Source organism: Pseudomonas sp. Q2-TVG4-2, from assembly GCF_013620795.1.
Taxonomy (GTDB): domain Bacteria; phylum Pseudomonadota; class Gammaproteobacteria; order Pseudomonadales; family Pseudomonadaceae; genus Stutzerimonas.
In genome coordinates, this window is the sequence record NZ_LGLW01000004.1 from 435008 (window position 1) to 451440 (window position 16433).

General features: G+C 61.5%; 17 protein-coding genes. 10 read left to right on the forward strand and 7 right to left on the reverse strand.

Going from position 1 to position 16433, the window contains the following annotated elements:
* The first annotated feature begins 21 nt into the window (after positions 1-21).
* From H3028_RS10265 to rlmF, 7 genes are all read left to right on the forward strand, one after another.
* Positions 22-441, forward strand: a complete 420-nt coding sequence (locus tag H3028_RS10265; protein ID WP_181296909.1) for a DNA polymerase III subunit chi — start codon at positions 22-24, stop codon at positions 439-441.
* 125 nt (positions 442-566) lie between these two features.
* Positions 567-935 (forward strand): DNA polymerase III subunit chi, encoded by a 369-nt coding sequence (locus H3028_RS10270; RefSeq protein ID WP_181296910.1) that lies wholly within the window; start codon positions 567-569, stop codon positions 933-935.
* Between the two features lie 166 nt (positions 936-1101).
* Positions 1102-3936 (forward strand): valine--tRNA ligase, encoded by a 2835-nt coding sequence (locus tag H3028_RS10275; protein ID WP_181296911.1) that lies wholly within the window; start codon positions 1102-1104, stop codon positions 3934-3936.
* Positions 3937-4298: 362 nt separating this feature from the next.
* A complete protein-coding gene (gene nhaD, locus H3028_RS10280) occupies positions 4299-5681 on the forward strand; it encodes a sodium:proton antiporter NhaD (RefSeq protein ID WP_181296912.1) in 1383 nt (460 codons plus the stop codon).
* A 77-nt stretch (positions 5682-5758) separates the two neighbouring features.
* The gene (locus H3028_RS10285; protein ID WP_181296913.1) at positions 5759-6055 is read left to right on the forward strand and encodes a helix-turn-helix domain-containing protein; all 297 of its coding nucleotides are present in this window, start codon (positions 5759-5761) and stop codon (positions 6053-6055) included.
* Between the two features lie 148 nt (positions 6056-6203).
* A complete protein-coding gene (locus tag H3028_RS10290) occupies positions 6204-7373 on the forward strand; it encodes a YbfB/YjiJ family MFS transporter (RefSeq protein ID WP_181296914.1) in 1170 nt (389 codons plus the stop codon).
* A gap of 46 nt (positions 7374-7419) precedes the next feature.
* Positions 7420-8424: a 23S rRNA (adenine(1618)-N(6))-methyltransferase RlmF gene (gene rlmF, locus H3028_RS10295; RefSeq protein WP_181296915.1), complete on the forward strand. Its 1005-nt coding sequence runs from the start codon at positions 7420-7422 to the stop codon at positions 8422-8424.
* Position 8425: 1 nt separating this feature from the next.
* On the opposite strand, the gene H3028_RS10300 is transcribed toward rlmF, so the two are convergent.
* The 4 genes from H3028_RS10300 to H3028_RS10310 form a co-directional block, all read right to left on the reverse strand.
* A complete protein-coding gene (locus H3028_RS10300) occupies positions 8426-8860 on the reverse strand; it encodes a GNAT family N-acetyltransferase (protein ID WP_181296916.1) in 435 nt (144 codons plus the stop codon).
* Between the two features lie 3 nt (positions 8861-8863).
* The gene (locus H3028_RS10305; protein ID WP_168425356.1) at positions 8864-9055 is read right to left on the reverse strand and encodes a hypothetical protein; all 192 of its coding nucleotides are present in this window, start codon (positions 9053-9055) and stop codon (positions 8864-8866) included.
* A 148-nt stretch (positions 9056-9203) separates the two neighbouring features.
* Entirely contained in the window at positions 9204-9326 is a 123-nt protein-coding gene (locus H3028_RS21265) for a hypothetical protein (RefSeq protein ID WP_258237749.1), read from the reverse strand.
* Positions 9326-10528, reverse strand: a complete 1203-nt coding sequence (locus H3028_RS10310) for an MFS transporter (RefSeq protein ID WP_181297114.1) — start codon at positions 10526-10528, stop codon at positions 9326-9328. Before H3028_RS10310 ends, H3028_RS21265 begins: the two co-directional genes overlap by 1 nt.
* A gap of 151 nt (positions 10529-10679) precedes the next feature.
* Between H3028_RS10310 and yejK the strand changes: the two genes are divergently transcribed.
* Both yejK and H3028_RS10320 read left to right on the forward strand, forming a co-directional pair.
* Positions 10680-11687, forward strand: a complete 1008-nt coding sequence (gene yejK / locus H3028_RS10315) for a nucleoid-associated protein YejK (RefSeq protein WP_181296917.1) — start codon at positions 10680-10682, stop codon at positions 11685-11687.
* A 208-nt stretch (positions 11688-11895) separates the two neighbouring features.
* Positions 11896-12693: an undecaprenyl-diphosphate phosphatase gene (locus H3028_RS10320; protein WP_181296918.1), complete on the forward strand. Its 798-nt coding sequence runs from the start codon at positions 11896-11898 to the stop codon at positions 12691-12693.
* A gap of 58 nt (positions 12694-12751) precedes the next feature.
* On the opposite strand, the gene H3028_RS10325 is transcribed toward H3028_RS10320, so the two are convergent.
* The gene (locus tag H3028_RS10325) at positions 12752-13690 is read right to left on the reverse strand and encodes a glutathione S-transferase family protein (protein WP_181296919.1); all 939 of its coding nucleotides are present in this window, start codon (positions 13688-13690) and stop codon (positions 12752-12754) included.
* A gap of 67 nt (positions 13691-13757) precedes the next feature.
* Entirely contained in the window at positions 13758-14057 is a 300-nt protein-coding gene (locus H3028_RS10330) for a GIY-YIG nuclease family protein (RefSeq protein WP_181297115.1), read from the reverse strand.
* A gap of 317 nt (positions 14058-14374) precedes the next feature.
* On the opposite strand from H3028_RS10330, the gene mltF reads away from it, so the two are divergent.
* A complete protein-coding gene (gene mltF / locus H3028_RS10335) occupies positions 14375-15835 on the forward strand; it encodes a membrane-bound lytic murein transglycosylase MltF (RefSeq protein WP_181296920.1) in 1461 nt (486 codons plus the stop codon).
* A 21-nt stretch (positions 15836-15856) separates the two neighbouring features.
* On the opposite strand, the gene ybaK is transcribed toward mltF, so the two are convergent.
* Positions 15857-16327 carry a Cys-tRNA(Pro) deacylase gene (gene ybaK, locus H3028_RS10340; RefSeq protein ID WP_181296921.1) on the reverse strand — a complete coding sequence of 157 codons (471 nt, stop codon included), beginning with the start codon at positions 16325-16327 and terminating at the stop codon, positions 15857-15859.
* Positions 16328-16433: the final 106 nt, after the last annotated feature.

Consider the following 16433-nt stretch of genomic DNA (forward strand, 5'->3'; position numbering starts at 1 on the left):
CCAAGCGAGCGGATACCGGGCATGACGCGCATCGAATTTTACGTACTGCCCGACAGCGAACCGGCAGGCCGCGCCCGAGCAGCCTGCCAGCTGGCTAGCAAGGGCTGGCAGCACGGCATGCCGGTATTCATCCGTTGCCAGGACGGTCAGCAATGCACCGAACTGGATCAGCTGCTGTGGAGTTTTCGCGCCGAACGCTTCATTCCCCACGAGCTCCACGAGGACGATCCACAGGCACCTGTGGTGATCGGCACGGAGCAGCCGCCCGCCACGGCACAGGGTCTGCTGATCAACCTGTCGCCCACCCTGTCGCCGCATACCGATCAGTTCAGCCGCGTGATCGAGATCGTCAACCAGCAGCCGGAGCTATTGACCGTTTGCCGGGACAATTTTCGTCTCTATCGGCAGCGCGGCTATGATCCAAAGAGAGTCGAACTGTAGCGAGCGATGGCCGACGGCGAACTCACCCCAGCACAGCCGGTCAACAACGATTGCCATCGGGCCAACGCCCGTTTCAGGAGCGCCAATACTCGCCTGGACGCTTAAATCTTCGGAAACCACCGTACATGACGCAGACGCCCCCCTCAAAAGCCTCCCACCTTCTCGACGACCTGGAATCCATCCGTGCGCTGCTCGGCGATCAGGACCCCCCTGTGCTGAGCGAGATGGTGGACCCAGACAGTATCCCGCTGCTCTCTGACGTCGTCGCGCCCCCGGCAACGGCAGCTGCGCATCCCAAGATCGAGCCGCGCGAGCCAGCCGTTCGCACGGCTTTTCGTACGCTTGCTGAGCGGCACCTCGATCATGAGCTGCGCACTGCTGCACAGCTGATCTTGCAGGATGTCATCGATGACTTCGTACCGCAGATCGAGGCCGAACTGCGCAGTCGCCTGGAGTCCAGTGCGGAGCAATTGATCAAATCCCATCGGCCGTAAGGGTTCGCTACCACAGTCCAAGGCACCCTTGACAGCGCTCTTCTCCCCCGCGCACTGCAGTTCACCCGCCGCAGTGGGTTAAAACGGCATTGCGATTCGGCCGCTCACGCACTTTGCCTTTATACTTGCCCGCTTTTCCGATTAGCCGTTCTAAGGGTCCCGCCGCATGGACAAGACCTACCAGCCGCATGCCATCGAAACTTCCTGGTACCAGACCTGGGAATCGAACAATTACTTCGCCCCCCAGGGTTCAGGCGAGTCCTACACCATCATGATCCCGCCGCCGAATGTCACTGGCAGCCTACACATGGGTCATGGCTTCAACAACGCGATCATGGATGCGCTGATTCGTTTCCGCCGCATGCAGGGCCGCAACACGCTGTGGCAACCGGGTACCGATCATGCCGGTATCGCCACACAGATGGTCGTCGAGCGTCAGCTGGGCGCACAAGGCGTCAGCCGCCACGACCTGGGCCGCGACAAGTTTCTGGAAAAGGTCTGGGAATGGAAGGAGGAATCCGGCGGCAACATCACTCGCCAGATTCGCCGCTTGGGCTCTTCAGTGGACTGGTCGCGCGAGCGCTTCACCATGGATGCTGGCCTGTCCAACGCCGTGAAGGAAGCCTTTGTCCGACTGCATGAAGACGGCCTGATCTACCGCGGCAAGCGCCTGGTCAACTGGGACACCAAGCTGCACACGGCGATTTCCGATCTCGAAGTCGAGAACCACGACGAGAAGGGTCACCTATGGCACCTGCGCTACCCGCTGGCCGATGGCTGCAAGACGGCGGACGGCAAGGATTACCTGGTCGTTGCCACCACCCGCCCGGAAACCATGCTGGGCGACGCAGCAGTTGCGGTGCACCCCGAGGACGAACGTTATAAGAACCTCATCGGCCGGCACATCATGCTGCCGCTGGTAAACCGTCTGATTCCAATCGTGGCTGATGACTACGTCGACCTCGAGTTCGGCACCGGCTGCGTGAAGATTACCCCGGCTCACGACTTCAACGACTACGAAGTCGGTAAGCGCCATCGCCTGCCACTGATCAACATCTTCGATCGCAACGCGGCAATACTGGGCCGCGCGCAGGTATTCAACATCGATGGCACGCCGAACGACAAGGTGGACGCCAGCCTGCCCGACGGTTACGCGCACATGGATCGCTTCGATGCGCGCAAGGCCATCGTTGCCGAATTCGACGCCATGAGCCTTCTGGAGAAGATCGACGACCATGCGCTGAAAGTCCCGCGCGGTGACCGCTCCGGCACCATCATCGAGCCCTGGCTGACTGATCAGTGGTATGTCTCGACCAAGCCACTGGCGGACAAGGCGATCAAGGCCGTGGAGAGCGGCGAGATCCAATTCGTACCCAAGCAATACGAGAATATGTACTTCAGCTGGATGCGTGACATCCAGGACTGGTGCATCAGTCGCCAGCTGTGGTGGGGCCATCGGATTCCGGCCTGGTATGACGAGGCCGGCAATGTCTACGTTGGTCGCGACGAGATGGAAGCGCGTACGCGCTATAACCTCGGCAACGAGGTCCAATTGCGCCAGGATGACGATGTACTGGACACCTGGTTCAGCTCCGGCCTGTGGACGTTCTCCACGCTCGGCTGGCCCGAGCAGACCGATTTCCTGAAGACGTTCCATCCGACCGATGTGCTGGTCACCGGCTTCGACATCATCTTCTTCTGGGTCGCCCGGATGATCATGCTGTCGACCCATCTGACGGGGCAGATCCCGTTCAAGACCGTCTATGTACACGGTCTGGTCCGCGATGGCCAAGGCCAGAAGATGTCCAAGTCCAAGGGCAACGTGCTCGACCCATTGGACATCGTCGACGGGATCGGCCTGGACGAGCTGCTGCAAAAACGCACCAGCGGCATGATGCAGCCCAAGCTCGCCGAGAAGATCGCCAAGCAGACCCGTGCCGAATTTCCAGAAGGCATCGCCAGCTATGGCACCGACGCCCTGCGCTTTACCTTCTGCTCGCTGGCCTCCACCGGCCGCGATGTCAAATTCGACATGGGCCGCGTGGAAGGTTATCGCAACTTCTGCAATAAGATCTGGAACGCCGCCAACTTCGTCTTCGAGAACACCGAAGGCAAAGACACCGGAGCGGATGGCACGTCGGTTGAGCTGTCTCCCGTCGACCGCTGGATCATTTCAGCTCTGCAGCGTACCGAGGCGGAAGTCACCCGCCAGCTCGAGGCCTTCCGCTTCGACTTGGCGGCCCAGGCGCTTTACGAGTTCGTCTGGGACGAATACTGCGCCTGGTATCTGGAACTGGTGAAGCCGGTACTCTGGGACGAGAGCGCCAGCCTCGAACGCCAGCGCGGCACTCGCCGTACGCTGGTGCGCGTACTGGAAACCGCACTGCGTCTGGCACATCCGTTCATGCCCTTTATTACCGAAGAGATCTGGCAGCGCGTCGCACCACTGGCAGGCAAGTCCGGACCGACCCTGATGCTGCAACCCTGGCCGGAATTCAATCCGGAGCGCCTTGATGAAGCAGCTGAGGGCGATATCGAGTGGGTCAAGGCGTTCATGCTCGGCATTCGCCAGATCCGTGGCGAGATGAATATCTCCATGGCCAAGCGGATCGACGTGGTTCTTAGCAACGCCTCCGACACAGACCAGCATCGTCTGGTTGAAAACGAGCCACTGTTGAAGAAGCTGGCCAAGCTCGACAACATTCGCATACTCGCCACGAATGAAGAACCGCCAATGTCCGCCACGGCGCTGGTCGGTGATATGCAGGTGCTGGTGCCCATGGCCGGGCTGATCGACAAGGACGCCGAGCTCGCCCGCCTCGACAAGGAAATCGGCAAGCTCGAAGGCGAGGTGAAGCGCGTCGGTGGCAAGCTCGGCAATGCCGGCTTCGTCGACAAGGCACCGGCCGAAGTGATCGACAAGGAACGCGCGAAACTGGCAGAGGCCGAGCAGGCCAAAGCGCGACTGGTGGAACAGCGCGAGCGCATCGCCAGCCTGTAACGAAGCCAAAGGCCAGCACTTGATGTGCTGGCCTTTTTGCTTACGCAAATGTTCTTGATTGATGACAAGTTGCTGCCGGTGCGGCTGGTACACTATGTCGCACATCGAAATATCCGATTACAACTGGCAGGCTCGAATCGACGCAGAAAGCTCTACGACATTGAAGTAAGCCAGCAGCGAAGCGACTCCCGAGCGGGGTAGCTGTACGCGCAGCCGTTCACGACGCAGGTCCCCCCGTCTGTATTGCGGTTTCAACTTAATTCTCTCGCATAGCCAGTCGCCCCTCTTTTTAAGCCTGCCAGCAACCCGAGCCAGTTTCGCCGAACGGGCCGGTGCGGTTTCTAAAAGTGGAGCCCCTCCCGATGTATGTACTCATGGCTGTTGTGTTTGTCATTGGCTATCTATGCATAGCCTTCGAACATCCGCTGAAGATCGACAAAGCGGCCGCCGCGATTCTAACCGCGGTGCTTTGTTGGACGGTGCTGGTATTAGGCGCGGACGCCATCGTCCCGCTGTTGCAGCCGGGCAGCCACGATCCGGGCGACTCGTCCGCCGTGGTGGTCGAGGCGCTGCGGCACCACCTGGGAGAGATCTCGGAAATCCTGTTCTTCCTGCTCGGTGCCATGACCATCGTCGAGCTGATCGATTCCCACGAAGGCTTCAAGGTCATCACCGACCGCATTCAGACTCGCAAGCGCGTCCACCTGCTTTGGATCATCGGCTTCCTGACGTTCTTCCTGTCTGCCGCACTGGACAACCTGACCACCACCATCGTCATGGTCTCGCTGCTGCGCAAGCTGATCCGCGGCCGTCCGGAGCGCTGGCTTTTCGTCGGCGTTGTGGTGATCGCCGCCAACGCCGGTGGTGCCTGGTCGCCCATTGGCGACGTAACCACCACCATGCTCTGGATCGGCAATCAGATCACCGCACCAGGTGTGATCGTCGGGCTGTTTCTGCCGAGTCTGGTCTGCCTGCTGGTACCGCTGCTGATCCTCAGTTTCCGCCTGCGCGGCGAGGTGCCCCGCCCTCGGGCCCGCGCGCATCTGGCCGAGCGCCATCCGTCGGCTACCACAGCCTTCGAACGCAACCTGGTACTAGCCCTGGGTCTGAGTGCACTGGTATTCGTGCCGGTATTTAAGACTGTTACGCACCTGCCACCTTACATGGGCATCCTGTTCGGCCTTGGCGTCCTCTGGGTCGCCACTGAATTCCTCCATCGCCACAAGGAAGAAGAGCACAAGCATCCTCTCTCGGTCGTGGGCGTGCTGCGCAAGGTAGATACTCCGAGCGTGCTATTTTTCCTCGGCATCTTGCTGGCTGTCGCGGCGCTGGCCACCGCCGGTCACCTGACCCAGGTGGCCACGTTGCTGCGCGAGTCGATGGGTCACATCTATCCGATCAACTACACCATCGGCCTGCTTTCGGCGGTGGTCGACAACGTGCCACTGGTGGCCGGGTCGATGAAAATGTATCCGCTGGTCAGTCCTGCCGTACTTGCGGCGGCCGCGCCGGGTGAGGTCGCCTGGCTGTCGCAGTTCGTGGTCGACGGTAATTTCTGGGAGATGCTCGCCTATTGCGCCGGCACCGGAGGCAGCACTCTGATCATCGGTTCGGCGGCCGGTGTCGCAGCCATGGGCATGGAAAAGATCAGTTTCACCTGGTACGTCAAGCGTGTCAGCCTGCTTGCTTTCCTCGGTTACACGGCCGGCACGGTCACCTACATCGGCATGCTCGCCCTGCGTTGATGCGTGGCAATCCTCGAGTCGTCGAAGCCGCATAAAGCGGGCTTCAACGGCCCGGGTTTCAAAATCATGGAATCGCGATGACCATCAGCAAGACCAAGAGCAGTTTCTACCGACGCCTCTACGTCGCCTGGCTGATCGACACCGGAGCGGCCACCAGCGTGCCAGCGTTGATGGCTACAACCGGCATGCCCAGACGTACCGCTCAGGACACCCTGGCTGCATTGGCCGATCTCGATATCGACTGCCGGTTCACCCAGGAAGACGGTGAGCGACATAACGCCGGCCAGTACCGTATTTACGATTGGGGTGCGATCGACCAGCAATGGATCGAGCGCAACCTCGCCCAACTCAAATCTGTTCTCGGCTATCCATGACTTGCGCCCGGCGGCGAGGCGCCGCCGATAGGGTTACGCTCCGCTCTGCCATGCACTGACACACGCGCCGTACTATCCATCGGTAGCGTGTTCGTTTGTCGCGGGTATCGCTAAGCTGTGGACCTTTTTGCTTGATGGTCCGCTCCCGATGCCCCAACGCCCCGCCCTATTCCCGACTCTGCTGGCCGGTGCCACGCTGCTGCTGGTCGTTCACGGCCTTGGCCGCTTCGTCTACACACCGCTACTGCCGTGGCTGGTGCAAGACGGACTGCTGACGGTACAGGAAGGCGCCAGCATCGCCAGCTGGAACTACCTGGGCTATCTCATCGGGGCGCTCCTTGCGTTGCGCTGGCACCGGGTTGCTCAGATCCGCCGCAGCCTGCCGTGGGCGCTGGTCCTGCATGGGCTCAGCACGCTGGCGCAGACTCAGGTCGAATCAGCCGACGCGCTCTCCGCGCTGCGCCTGCTCAACGGCATCAGCAATGGGCTGGTTTTCGTCCAGGCCCCTTCATTGATCCTCGAGTGGCTGGCGCGCCATCGCCGCGTGTCCTCCAGCGGCCTGGTCTACCTAGGCGTGGGTGTCGGGATGATCCTTTCCAGCCTCCTGGTGAGCCTGAGCAACGGCGTGCTCGAAGGTGCCGATCGCTGGTGGCCGGCCGCGCTGCTGTCCATTCCGCTGGCATGGTGGGGCTGGTGGCGGCTGGCCCGCCTGGACATGCCGGAAGCTGAGCCCACCGAGGAGCCAGTACACGTACCAAGCGGGCGTCTGCTGGATCGCGCCAGCACACCGCTATTTCTCTCCTACGCTGGCGCCGGTATGGGCTACATCCTGCCGATGACCTTCCTACCCATGGTGGCTAGCCTGCAGGTCGACCCGAGTGATTTCCTCATCGAAAGCAGCTGGTTGGTGGTCGCGCTCGCGACACTTCCCTCACCCTGGTTGTGGAACCGTCTCGGTGCGCTGCTCGGAGACATCCTGGCCCTGCGTCTAAGTTATGTCGCCCAACTGGCCGGCGTACTGGCCGCCCTATTACTGCCGGGTGCACCGGGCATCTTGCTTTGTGGGGTATTGGTCGGCGGAACCTTCCTCGGCACTGTGTTGCTGACCCAGCGATTGGCCCGCGCGCTGCATCCACACCAGGGGCCGCGGCTCTCCGCTGCGCTGATAGCGCTCTACAGCCTGACCCAGTTGGTAGGCCCCTGGCTCACTGGCGTCTGGCTAAATATGGGCGGCTCCCTACACAGCGCTTTCTGGCTCGGTGCCGGTGCGCTGCTGTGGGGTTTGATCTGGATGCTGCTGGTTCCACGTCGCGCCTGAAAGCTGTGGGACAATGCAGCTTTTCAATCGCTACCAGCAGCCGAACATGACCGTCTCGAAATCAGCCAAGGCGCCATCGCGCGCCGCCAAGCCCGCCGCTGACAAGACCACTTTGCATCCCCGTAATCGCCACACCGGGCGCTACGATTTCCCCGCCCTGATAGCCGCCAGTCCGGAGCTGGCCGATTTCGTGGTCATCAACCCCTACGGCAAGCAGAGCATCGACTTCGCCAACCCGGATGCGGTGCGCGTGTTCAACCGGGCGCTGCTCAAGCAGTTCTACGGAATCGCGTACTGGGATATTCCACCGGGATACCTGTGCCCGCCGATTCCGGGCCGGGCCGACTATGTGCATGGACTCGCCGATCTGCTGGCGGACGAAAATGCCGGCGAGATCCCTCGTGGCGCAAGCATTCATGCGCTGGATATCGGCACCGGCGCCAACTGCATCTATCCGCTGATCGGCTTGCGCGAATACGGCTGGCGCTTTACCGGCTCGGACATCGACGCCACTGCCCTGGCTTCGGCGCGTACCATCGTCGCTGCGAACAAGCTGGGCAAGAGCATCGCCCTGCGCCAGCAAACTGACCCACGACACGTTTTCGAGAAGCTGCTGCAGCCGGAGGACCGCTTCGACATCACGCTTTGCAACCCACCCTTCCACGCCTCGCAGGCCGAGGCCAGCAGTGGTAGCCAACGCAAGTGGCGCAACCTCGGCAAGCTCGACCCCAAGCGCAAGCTACCGGCGTTGAACTTTGGCGGCCAGGCGGCCGAGCTCTGGTGCGAAGGGGGCGAGGCGGCATTCATCGCGCGATTGGCGGACGAAAGCCACAGTGTGGCGCAGCAAGTCTGCTGGTTCAGCACGCTGGTATCCAAGGCAGGCAATGTGCAACCGCTACAGGCCCGACTGAAGAAGCTTGGCGCCCGGCTGGTACGCGTCTCGGACATGTCTCAAGGGCAGAAGCGTAGCCGATTCGTCGCTTGGTCCTTCCTGACCGAACACCAGCAGAGCGAGTGGCGCGCGACACGCTGGAAGCGTCAGCCCGGCTGACTCAGGTCGTCAGCGAGCGGAGAAAGTACTTCGGTGCATCTTCGTAGCCCAGTCTCGTATAGAAGCGATGGGCCGCTTCGCGACGAACATCGCAATGGAGCTCCAGCCGATCACAGCCACGGGCACGGGCTCGCTGTTCGGCAGCCCTCGCCAGCAGCGACCCGACCCCCAGGCTGCGTGCCTTCGAGTCGACGCAGAAATAGCTGATGCGGCAGAAGTCGCCTTCAAGGGCGAGTTGCACGACGAAATGGAGGGAGATGAACCCCATCAATTGACCATCGTCCCCTTCCGCCACCAGCAGACAGGCATCAGCGTGATTCAGCTGTTGTTGTAGGCGATGGTCGATGAACTTACCGGTCCCTGGGTAACCCAGTTCGGCAAGCAGATGGGTTATCGCTGTAGCATCGCCGCAATGCGCGTCGCGCACGTGAGCCATGGCTCAGATTGCCACGTCCCATAATTGTTTGTTCTTCAGCGCCATGGTCTGGATGTAGCGCGGCTCGCCATTGATCTCCTCCAGCTCGGTCATTCCGGCAAGCTCGCCTACCACGCGGTAGCGCTTGCCAACACGCTTGTCCTGCAGAGGGTAGAGCTGGGCGATCTGTTGGGCGAGTTCGGTGAGAGTAGACATGGTTCGGTGGCTCCAGATAACTGCATGCCGCAGCTTTTTACAGATCTTCGATGACGATTGCGCGACAGCTTTCAATCGTCTCGTTTGTTGGAGCCATTGGTTAGCGAATTGATTCCATAGCCAGCGGCAAAAACGACCAAACGGTCGATCAGCAGATGCCTACGCCCAGCTGCAGCAGAGCCAGTCCGCCTTGCTGCCAGCCCCACCAGACCGCAGCCAGCACCAACGACGCCAGCACGGCGCCGCCTGCCCAGAGTCCAACGCTACGCATCAGGCTGTTCCCGCAGCCAGGCGCACCCGCTCGACCGGCTGCTCTCGAATCGGCCAGTTCAGTGCGGCGGCCATCAGGCTAAGCGCGATGGAGATTTGCCAGACCAGGTCGTAGCTGCCGGTCTGGTCGTATACCCAACCGCCCAGCCAACCTCCGAAGAACGAGCCGATCTGATGAAACAGGAAGACGATGCCACCGAGCATCGACAGGTTGCGCACACCGAACAACGTCGCCACGGTGCCGTTGGTCAGCGGCACCGTGGACAGCCACAGCAGGCCCATGGCGATGCCAAAGGCATAGGCGGTCCACAGCGTCAGCGGGGTGAAGAAGAACGCACTGATCACCACCGCTCGCAGCAGATAGAGCGCTGTCAGCAGCTTGGGTTTCGAATAACAGCCACCCAGCCAACCGGCGGTATAGGTACCCACAATATTGAACAGCCCTACCAGCGCCAGGACCGTGGTGCCCGCCATGGCCGGCAGTTGCTGATCCACCAGATACGCCGGCAGGTGCACGCCGATGAACACCACCTGGAAACCACAGACGAAAAAACCCAGCGCCAACAGGCGAAAGCCCGGATGGGCAACAGCCTCTCGCAGCGCCTCAGCCAGCGACTGCTGCGGCCCGGTCACCGGCGCTGGTGGACCGCTGCGTAGCATCAGCGCCAGCGGCATGATCAACGCCACCAGAAGCCCCAAGGCCAGCAAGGCCGAGGACCAGCCCAGCCAGCCGATCAGTCCGAGTGTGCCGGGCAGCATGGCGAACTGGCCGAAAGATCCCGCTGCACTGGCGATGCCCATCGCCATGCTGCGCTTCTCCGCCGGTACGGCGCGACCGACCGCGCCGAGAATTACCGAAAACGAGGTGCCGGAAAGCCCCAGCCCGATCAGCAGTCCGGCGCTCAGCGAGAGCGACAGCGGCGAATCCGCGCCAGCCATGAATAACAGACCGACCGCGTAAAGCACGCCGCCAATCAGTACCGCCCGCGCGACCCCGAAACGATCGGCCAGAGCTCCGGTGACCGGCTGCGCCAGGCCCCAGATCAGGTTCTGCAGCGCGATGGCGAACGCGAAGACCTCGCGCCCCCAGCCGAACTCCGCACTCATGGGTGGCAGGAACAAGCCGAACCCATGTCGCGTCCCGAGAGAAACGGCCAAGATCAGGGAACCACCCAGCAGAATCCAGACACTGTTGCGCCATATCGCATTCATCGCCGACACACTTAGCAAAAACAAGGGGGGATCATCTTACTCGTATACCCCCACCCGCTCGCATCCACTTTTTTTGCTCTGCGGCGGACATGACTGCTCGGGTAAACTGCCGCCTGTCTGCCTCACCCGACGCGAGTAACCCATGCCGATTCGCCACTGCATTGTCCACCTGATCGAGAAAAAGCCGGACGGCACCCCTGCCGTGCTTCACGCCCGCGACTCGGAGCTGGGCGAGTCCCAGGCCATCGAAAACCTGCTGGCCGATCTCAACGAGAGTTACAACGCCAAGCAGGGCAAGGCCTGGGGCTTCTTCCACGAGGAATCCGGCGCCTACCCCTTCAGCGGCTGGCTGAGCCAGTACATGGAAGCCAATCAGGATTTCACCGCGTTCAGCCGGCAGGCGGTGGAACATCTGCAGAAGCTGATGGAAGAGTCCAATCTCTCCACCGGCGGCCACGTGCTATTTGCCCATTATCAACAGGGTATGACCGACTATCTGGCGATTGCCTTGCTGCACCACAGCAACGGCGTGACCGTCACCGACTCGCTGGACGTCGCGCCAGCCAAGCATCTGGATCTCGGCCAGTTGCACCTCGCCACCCGGATCAACCTGTCGGAGTGGAAGAACAATCGGCAATCCAAACAGTACATCTCTTTTATAAAAGGGAAGAACGGCAAGAAGGTCTCGGAGTATTTTCGCGACTTCATCGGCTGTCAGGAAGGCGTCGATGGCCCCGGCGAGACACGAACGCTGCTCAAGGCCTTCAGTGATTACGTCGAGAGCGAAGACCTCCCGGACGAGAAGGCGCGCGAGAAAACCAGCGCCCTGGTGGGTTACGCCAGCAGTCAGGCCAAGATCGGCGAGCCAATGTCGCTCGAGGAGCTGTCTGGCGTGATCGACGAAGAGCGCCCGCGCGCCTTCTACGAGCACATCCGCAACAAGGACTACGGACTTTCGCCGGAGATTCCGGCGGACAAACGCACCCTCAATCAATTCCAGCGCTTCACCGGGCGCGCCGAGGGGTTGTCGATCAGCTTCGAATCTCATCTGCTGGGCTCGAAGGTCGAATATGACGAAGCCCGCGATATGTTGATCATCCGTCAACTCCCGACCCAGCTGACCGATCAGCTCAAGCGCCGCAAGGGCTAAGCCGTCAGCCAGCGGCAACAGCTGACGCTACTTTCACCCTGGCTGCAGAGCAGCCGCTACCGCTGCAGCGGCTCGAGAACTTGCCGGCGCCGGTTCACTGAGCGGAACGAATTCCAACCGCGGCTGAATGAAACGCCGGTTTGTCAGTCACATGGGCTGCTTGATTGGAGCAGCAACTGTGCACGACCCGTTCTGGTAAGGATTCACAATGGATTGGCTTCACCTGATTGTTCTGTCCCTGGTTCAGGGCATCACCGAATTTCTCCCGATCTCCTCCTCTGCTCACCTGATCCTCCCTTCCCAGGTTCTTGGCTGGCCGGACCAGGGCCAGGCATTCGACGTCGCCGTGCACGTGGGCACCTTGTTCGCCGTGCTGATCTGCTTCCGCCATGAAGTGATCGCCACCAGCCGCGGCTGGCTGGCACATGTGTTCCGCCAGCAGGCCAGTGCCGAAAGCCGGCTGGGTTGGGCGATCATCATTGGTACCCTGCCGGCGGCGATCATCGGACTGTTGCTGGAGGACTACATCGAGCAGTACACCCGCTCCATGCTGTTCATCGCCGCCACCACGATCATTTTCGGCTTGCTGCTGTGGTACGCGGACGTCAAGGGCAGACGCGTCGCCGAGATGGATCAACTGACCTGGAAGAGCGCACTGATCATCGGCTGCGCCCAGGCATTGGCATTGATTCCTGGTACGTCCCGCTCAGGCATCACCATGACCGCGGCGCTGCTGCTCGGGTTTACCCGGCAGAGCGCCGCGCGCTTCTCGTTTCTGCTGTCGATACCGCTGATTCTCGCGGCGGGTGGGCTGAAGGCCGTGGAACTGGCCCAATCAGGGGAAGATGCGCAGTGGAACGACATTCTCATCGGTGCGGCGCTGTCCTTCGTCGCCGCCTTTCTCTGCATCAAGCTGTTCCTAAAGGCACTGGATGCAATGGGCATGCTGCCGTTCGTGATCTACCGATTGCTGCTGGGCGTCACCCTGCTGTTCATCGCGCTGTAGCTGCAGGCGCCGGAGCGACCCGCGGCGCGGCGATTCGCCAAACCGCGGGCCATACGCATCAAAGCGCGTCGATTCGATAGCCGATACGCGGAAAATGCACGTGCACCACACCAGCGCGCTCGTCTTCCCTGCGCAGGATCAGCTCCTCGACACCGGCGAATACCAACTCGCCGGTCACCGGTTCGGTACCGTAATCCACGGCGCTGATGCTGACCTGCCGGCCGAGCTGGAAGCCATTGGGTTCGACGAAGGCTTCGTCGGGTAAAGCGGCTGGCGAGGCCTCCCGAGCAATTGTCAGCGCGTCTTCGGATGACAGTTCGCTATGCGAGCCATGCCCGACACCCAGAATCTTACTCAGCCAGACCGCGACCTCAGGGTAATCATCGACCAGCGGCGAAGTCACTGGGGTGCCCTTGAGGAACCACAGGCAATGGGCCACCGCGAAATCAGCCACACAGGGCGCACTGCCCAACAGGAACTCACCATCCTCCCGTGCCAGCTGTTGCTGCAGGCGCGCCATCAGCACCGGCCAATGACTCTTGGCCTGCTCCGGTGGGATGCGTGTCACAGAGCCGCCGCTGAACAACGCGGCGCGATCCTTGCTGAACACCTGCACGAATTCCTTGGGCACCTGAGCGAAACGCATAGCCATGGACTCGGGCTGGAACACCAGGCTCGCCGCATGCAGGAACAGCACCGAGTCAGCCCACTGCGCTAAGGTCGCGGCGACGAATTCCTGGCCCTCAGGAAACAGCGCCGGCGTGCTTTTCTCCGCCTCGAGACGGCGGGCCATCAGTGCGGTATCGCAATACACATCGGCCCCGATCTGCAGCACCGGCGTGCGTCGATAACCACCGGTCAATGCGGTGAGATCCGGCTTGGGCATGATGGGCGGAATTGCCACCGAGCGCCAGGACAGCTGTTTGAAGCCCAGCATCAGACGCGCCTTTTCGGCGAAGGGAGAGGTTGGATAATGGTGCAGAATGATCTCGTGCATTGCAGGCTCCGCCAGTCTTGTAAGTAGACCGGCAGCTTACTCGCGAGAGACGAGGCAGCCCAGCCGTTCAGCTGATTGCCGCAGTATTCACCATGTCGCAGCCACCGTGCATGGCGACCAGCACTTCTTTGGCCGGCTTTTTCAGGCGCTTGATTGCACGCTCCCGGCGTAGCGCATCACTCTTGCTCTCGCAGGCTTCGACATAAACCAGCGCCACTGCCGGGCTCGAATGAAAGAAACGCGCCCCTCGCCCGGCCTGATGCGTGGCGAAGCGGCGCTGCGCATCATCGCTTATTCCGCAATACAGCGAGCCGTTGGCGGCCCGTACCAGGTAAACGAACCAGGGCTTTGCAGAAGCGACGCTCATGCGACGGAATTCCTCGACGAGGATGGATAACCACCCGGACATACCGGACATACCGGACATCCGGCCATGGACGGCAGATTTTCCCGGTCCACATCGCCCACGGCAAGCTCGCCAGGCTGGCGAGTACGTACAGGCTAATCCAACCCTGGCATCGCCAACGATCGGTACGGCAATGTCTCGACACATATGAGCCCTGACGGGTCTTACTAAATCGGCCCAGACCAGCCCGGCATTACCAGCGCTCGCCGCCTCGCTTAGCAAAGTCCGTCGATCCTGTCGAGATATGGTGGCGGTTCGCCTTTGCGTATACTGCGCCGATGTTTGCCCAAACCGCGTTCCGCAAGCGCTGCACCTCCTGGTTGCTAGCGACCGGACTCTTCCTGATGCTCGGCAGCTGCGCTGAACCGCCCAGCGCACTCGAGCGTGTTAAGGAGGAAGGTGTACTGCGCGTGATCACCCGCAACAGCCCGTCCACCTATTTCCAAGACCGCAACGGCGAGGCCGGCTTCGAGTATGAGCTGGTCAAGCGCTTTGCCAGCCACCTCGGCGTCAAGCTGCAGATCGAAACCGCCGATAGCATTGAAGACATCTTCACCCGCCTTAATCGCCCCGGTGGCCCTACCCTGGCGGCGGCCGGCCTGGTGGCCAGCGAAGGGCGTAAAGATTTGGCGCGCTTCACCAAACCCTACCTGGACGTTACCACGCAGGTGGTTTACCGCCGCGGGCAACGCCGACCGACCCAGCCCGAAGATATGGTCGGCAAGCGCATTCTCGTGCTCAAGGGCAGCAGCCAGGCGGAAAAGCTCGAGGCGCTGCAAGCCGAGCTGCCCGATCTGCGTTATGAGGAATCCGACGCAGTGGAAGTGGTCGACCTGCTACGCATGGTCGACGAAGGTCAGGTGGACCTGACGCTGGTCGAGTCGAATGAACTGGCGCTCAATCAGGTGTACTTCACTAATGCGCGGGTGGCGTTCGACCTGGGCGAGCAGAACAGCCTGTCGTGGATCATTGGCAAGGGTGAAGACGACACGGTGCTCGAGGCCGCCAACAAGTTTCTCGATCTGGCTCAGGAGAACGGTACTTTGCAGCGCTTGCGCGAGCGCTATTACGGCCACGTCGACGTGCTCGGCTACGTCGGGGCCTACGCCTTCGCCAAACACCTGCAGCAGCGCTTGCCTCGCTATGAAAAAGTATTTCGCGAAACGGCCAAGGAGTATGGCGTCGACTGGCGTCTACTCGCCGCGATCGGCTATCAGGAATCCCACTGGCAGCCGGAAGCGACGTCGAAAACCGGTGTGCGCGGCCTGATGATGCTGACGCTGAATACCGCCAAGGCCATGGGCGTGACCAACCGCCTCGACCCTGTCCAGAGCATTCAGGGTGGCGGCAAGTACATTGCCCGCGTACATGCCAACCTGCCAGACAGCATCAAGGAACCGGACCGCACTTGGTTCGCCCTGGCCGCCTACAACGTCGGCGGAGGCCATCTGGAAGACGCACGCAAGCTCGCCGAGAGCGAAGGGCTGGATCCGAACAAGTGGCTGGACGTGAAGCAGATGCTGCCACGCCTGTCGCAGAAACAGTGGTACACCAAGACGCGCTACGGGTATGCGCGCGGAGGCGAACCGGTGCACTTCGTCGCCAACATCCGCCGCTACTACGACATTCTGACCTGGGTGACCCAGCCGCAGATGGAAGGCCAGCAGCTGGTGCACAACGACATTCACATCCCCGGCATCAACGATACCGATCTCGGTGAGATCCTGCCGCCGCTCTAACCCACTCTGCTGCCAGCCTGATCAAGGCCGGCCGATCGGCGCGAAGCTGCCGCCGGTGTGCTCGGCCAGCACCTGGGCCACCAACTCCACCTCCAATCCTCGCCGTCCGGCACTGACATAGATACTCGGCTGCGCCTGAGCCGAACTGTCTATAAAGGTACGAAGTCGTTTCTTCTGACCCAGCGGACTGATACCACCCACTAAATAGCCCGTCGCCCGCTGCGCCGCCATGGGATCGGCCATGTCGACCTTTTTCACCCCCGCCGCCTGCGCCAACGCCTTGAGATCGAGGCTACCGGCGACGGGCACGACGGCGACCAGCAGTTCGTTCTTCTCGCTGCAGGCTAGCAGCGTCTTGAACACCCGCGCGGGTTCCAGGCCGAGCTTCTCGGCCGCCTCGAGCCCGTAGGAGGCGGATTTCGGGTCGTGTTCGTAGCTGTGGATGCGATGGCCAGCCTTGGCCTTTTTCAGCAGATCGATGGCGGGCGTCATTACGGTAAGGTCATTGAATGAGAGCCGCTACATTAGCCAAAAACACAACGGCCCGCACAGTGTGCAGGCCGAACAGGTTGCAGCGGGACCGAGCGGGGCGACGGCC

Coding starts and splice junctions, on each gene's coding strand:
- H3028_RS10290 (WP_181296914.1), top strand. CDS start 6,204: ATGCCCCAACGCCCCGCCCTATTCCCGACTCTGCTGGCCGGTGCCACG.
- H3028_RS10265 (WP_181296909.1), top strand. CDS start 22: ATGACGCGCATCGAATTTTACGTACTGCCCGACAGCGAACCGGCAGGC.
- ybaK (WP_181296921.1), bottom strand. CDS start 16,327: ATGACGCCCGCCATCGATCTGCTGAAAAAGGCCAAGGCTGGCCATCGC.
- yejK (WP_181296917.1), top strand. CDS start 10,680: ATGCCGATTCGCCACTGCATTGTCCACCTGATCGAGAAAAAGCCGGAC.
- H3028_RS21265 (WP_258237749.1), bottom strand. CDS start 9,326: ATGCGTAGCGTTGGACTCTGGGCAGGCGGCGCCGTGCTGGCGTCGTTG.
- H3028_RS10300 (WP_181296916.1), bottom strand. CDS start 8,860: ATGGCTCACGTGCGCGACGCGCATTGCGGCGATGCTACAGCGATAACC.
- mltF (WP_181296920.1), top strand. CDS start 14,375: ATGTTTGCCCAAACCGCGTTCCGCAAGCGCTGCACCTCCTGGTTGCTA.
- H3028_RS10270 (WP_181296910.1), top strand. CDS start 567: ATGACGCAGACGCCCCCCTCAAAAGCCTCCCACCTTCTCGACGACCTG.
- H3028_RS10285 (WP_181296913.1), top strand. CDS start 5,759: ATGACCATCAGCAAGACCAAGAGCAGTTTCTACCGACGCCTCTACGTC.
- H3028_RS10320 (WP_181296918.1), top strand. CDS start 11,896: ATGGATTGGCTTCACCTGATTGTTCTGTCCCTGGTTCAGGGCATCACC.
- H3028_RS10325 (WP_181296919.1), bottom strand. CDS start 13,690: ATGCACGAGATCATTCTGCACCATTATCCAACCTCTCCCTTCGCCGAA.
- rlmF (WP_181296915.1), top strand. CDS start 7,420: ATGACCGTCTCGAAATCAGCCAAGGCGCCATCGCGCGCCGCCAAGCCC.
- H3028_RS10305 (WP_168425356.1), bottom strand. CDS start 9,055: ATGTCTACTCTCACCGAACTCGCCCAACAGATCGCCCAGCTCTACCCT.
- H3028_RS10330 (WP_181297115.1), bottom strand. CDS start 14,057: ATGAGCGTCGCTTCTGCAAAGCCCTGGTTCGTTTACCTGGTACGGGCC.
- H3028_RS10275 (WP_181296911.1), top strand. CDS start 1,102: ATGGACAAGACCTACCAGCCGCATGCCATCGAAACTTCCTGGTACCAG.
- nhaD (WP_181296912.1), top strand. CDS start 4,299: ATGTATGTACTCATGGCTGTTGTGTTTGTCATTGGCTATCTATGCATA.